Source organism: Eggerthella sp. (genome assembly GCF_048329335.1).
Taxonomy (GTDB): domain Bacteria; phylum Actinomycetota; class Coriobacteriia; order Coriobacteriales; family Eggerthellaceae; genus Eggerthella; species Eggerthella lenta.
Map to the genome: position 1 here is coordinate 1 of NZ_DBFEGU010000113.1, position 2,952 is coordinate 2,952.

At 65.2% G+C, this 2,952-nt stretch carries 2 protein-coding genes; both read left to right on the forward strand.

All coding sequences use genetic code 11. The features are described from left to right. A partial coding sequence (gene gatB / locus ACMO6A_RS03525) for an Asp-tRNA(Asn)/Glu-tRNA(Gln) amidotransferase subunit GatB (protein WP_418470793.1) occupies window positions 1-1,345 on the forward strand: 1,345 nt, incomplete at its 5' end. Between the two features lie 63 nt (window positions 1,346-1,408). Next, entirely contained in the window at window positions 1,409-2,923 is a 1,515-nt protein-coding gene (locus ACMO6A_RS03530; protein WP_009304794.1) for an alanine/glycine:cation symporter family protein, read from the forward strand. Window positions 2,924-2,952 lie beyond the last annotated feature (29 nt).

Consider the following 2,952-nt stretch of genomic DNA (forward strand, 5'->3'; position numbering starts at 1 on the left):
CGACATCGAGAAGCACTCGATGTTCTACCGCAAGACCTACATGTACCCCGACATGTCGAAGAACTACCAGACCACGCAGGGCCCCGTGGCGTTCTGCATGCGCGGCCACCTCGACCTCGACGTGGACGGCGCGGCCGCCAAGGAGCGCATCGACCTGGACGGCCTCGACGTGGGCGAGAGCCGCGGCAACGTGACGCGCACCGAGACCGGCTACACCGCGCACGTGGGCATCACGCGCATACATATGGAGGAGGACGCGGGCAAGATGGTGCACATCGGCGGCGGCGAAGGCCGCATCGCCGGCGCCACGCACTCGCTGGTGGACTACAACCGCGCAGGCACCCCGCTCACCGAGCTGGTCACCGAGCCCGACCTGCGCACGCCCGAGGAGGCGCGCCTGTTCATGCAGAAGCTGCGCCAGATCTACCTGGCGCTGGGCATCTCCGACTGCTCGATGGAAGAGGGCTCCATGCGCTGCGACGGCAACGTGAGCCTGCGCCGCCGCGGGGCAAAGGAGTTCGGCGTGAAGACCGAGCTCAAGAACATGAACAGCTTCAAGAACCTCCACGACGGCCTGGCCTACGAGATCTGCCGCCAGGCGGAAGTGCTCGAGGAGGGCGGCCAGATCTTCCAGGAAACGCGGCATTGGGACCCGTCGGCCAAGCGCACCATCGTGATGCGCGTGAAAGAGACGGCCGACGACTACCGCCTGTTCCCCGATCCGGATCTCGCGCCCTACGACCTTACGGACGAGTGGATCGATTCCGTGCGCGCGAAGCTGCCCGAGCTGCCCGACCAGAAGGCGGCCCGCTTCGAGGACGCGTTCGGCCTGAGCGCCTACGATGCGCGCCACTTGGTGGAGCATCGCGCCACGGCCGACTTCTTCGAGGCGTGCATGGAGCTGGCCGGCGCCGATGCGGCCAAGCTGGCGAAGCCGGTGGCGAACCTCGTCATCAACGACGTGACCGCCTACCTGAACGCGCACGAAGGCGTTCAGCTGGCCGACACGCCGCTTACCCCGGCGCGCGCGCTTGCGCTCGTGCGTCTCACCGCCGAGGACGCCATCTCGTCCAAGCAGGCCAAAGAGGTGTTCGCGGCCGTGCTCGACGAGGACAAGGATCCGGCCGCCATCGTGGAGGAGCGCGGCATGAAGCAGGTGTCCGACACGGGCGCCATCGAAGCCGTCGTCGACGCGGTGCTGGCCGCCAACCCCGACAAGGTGGCGCAGTACCAGGGCGGCAAGACCGGTCTCATCGGGTTCTTCGTGGGCCAGTGCATGAAGGAGATGCGCGGCCAGGGCAACCCGAAGCTCATCAACGAGCTTCTGGCGAAGAAGCTCGGGTAAGCATGCGCGCCGCCGCCTCGGGATAGGCGGCGGCGCGCTTCGTTCTCGTAAAGGGGAAGACCAATGGATTTCAATGAGATGCTCGTCGGCATCACCGGCGAGGTGAGCGGGTTTCTGTACACGTACATCCTGCTCGTCCTGCTCGTGTTCGTGGGCGTGTACTTCACGATCCGCACGAAAGGCGTGCAGATCCGCTTCATCAAGGACATGTTCACGCAGTTGACGGAGAAGAAGCACGTCAAGGGCGAGCGCTCCATCTCGTCGTTCCAGGCGCTCATGGTGTCTACGGCCTCGCGCGTGGGCACGGGCAACATCGCGGGCGTGGCCACGGCCATCGCCACGGGCGGCCCGGGCGCGGTGTTCTGGATGTGGCTCATGGCCATCGTGGGCGCGGCGTCGGCGTTCGTCGAGTCCACCCTCGCGCAGATCTGGAAGGTGCGCGGCAAGGAGGGCGAGTTCCGCGGCGGCCCGGCCTACTACATCGAGAAGGCGCTCGGCAAGCGTTGGCTGGGCATCCTGTTCGCCGTGCTGCTCATCCTGTGCTTCGCGTTCGGCTTCAACGGCCTGCAGGCCTTCAACGCCACCTCGGCGCTGGAATACTACATTCCCGACTACGCCACGAACGGCACGGCCATCGCCTGCGGCATCGTGCTGGCGGTGATGACCGCGTTCGTCATTTTCGGCGGCGCGAAGCGCATCAGCGTCATCACGTCCATCATCGTGCCCATCATGGCCATCGGCTACATCGCCATCGCGGTGTGGACCACCCTCTCCAACATCACGGAGCTGCCGGGCGTGTTCGCGATGGTGTTCGCCTCGGCCTTCGACGTGCAGGCCATCTTCGGCGGATTCGCGGGTTCGGTGGTCATGCTGGGCATCAAGCGCGGCCTGTACTCTAACGAGGCCGGCATGGGCTCGGCGCCGAATGCTGCGGCCACGGCGTCGGTGTCGCATCCCTGCAAGCAGGGTCTCGTGCAGAGCCTGTCCGTGTACATCGACACGCTGCTCATCTGCACGTGCTCGGCTATGATGGTGCTCGTGTTCTACGTGCAGGATCCGCAGGCGGCTTCCGCCCTTAACGGCATGCCGCTCGTGCAGATGGCCGTGAACAACTCGGTGGGCGAGTTCGGCATCCACTTCATCACGTTCGCCATCTTCGCCTTCGCGTTCTCCAGCCTCATCGGCAACTATTTCTACGCCGAGAACAACCTGCGCTTCATCAAGGGCGACAGCAAGGCGCTGCTGTTCGTGTTCCGCGTGGTGTGCCTGTGCGTGGTGTTCTACGGCGCCGTGAACAGCTTCGACTTGGCGTGGAACCTCGCGGACATCTTCATGGGCTTCATGGCGCTCGTGAACCTCATCGCCCTGCTCTTCCTTGGAAAATGGGCGCTTGCGGCGCTCGACGACTACACGCGCCAGCGTAAGGAGGGCATCGATCCGGTGTTCGTGGCCGATCGCATTCCCGGTATGCCGAAGACCGAATGCTGGCACGTGTCCGAGGTGCACGACTACGGCAAGCCGCCGGTCAAGGAGTATCTGGACGACGCGCTCGACCCCGAGTACGTCGGGCTGAACTGACGCGCGCCGCTGGACGGGCGTGGTAGGAT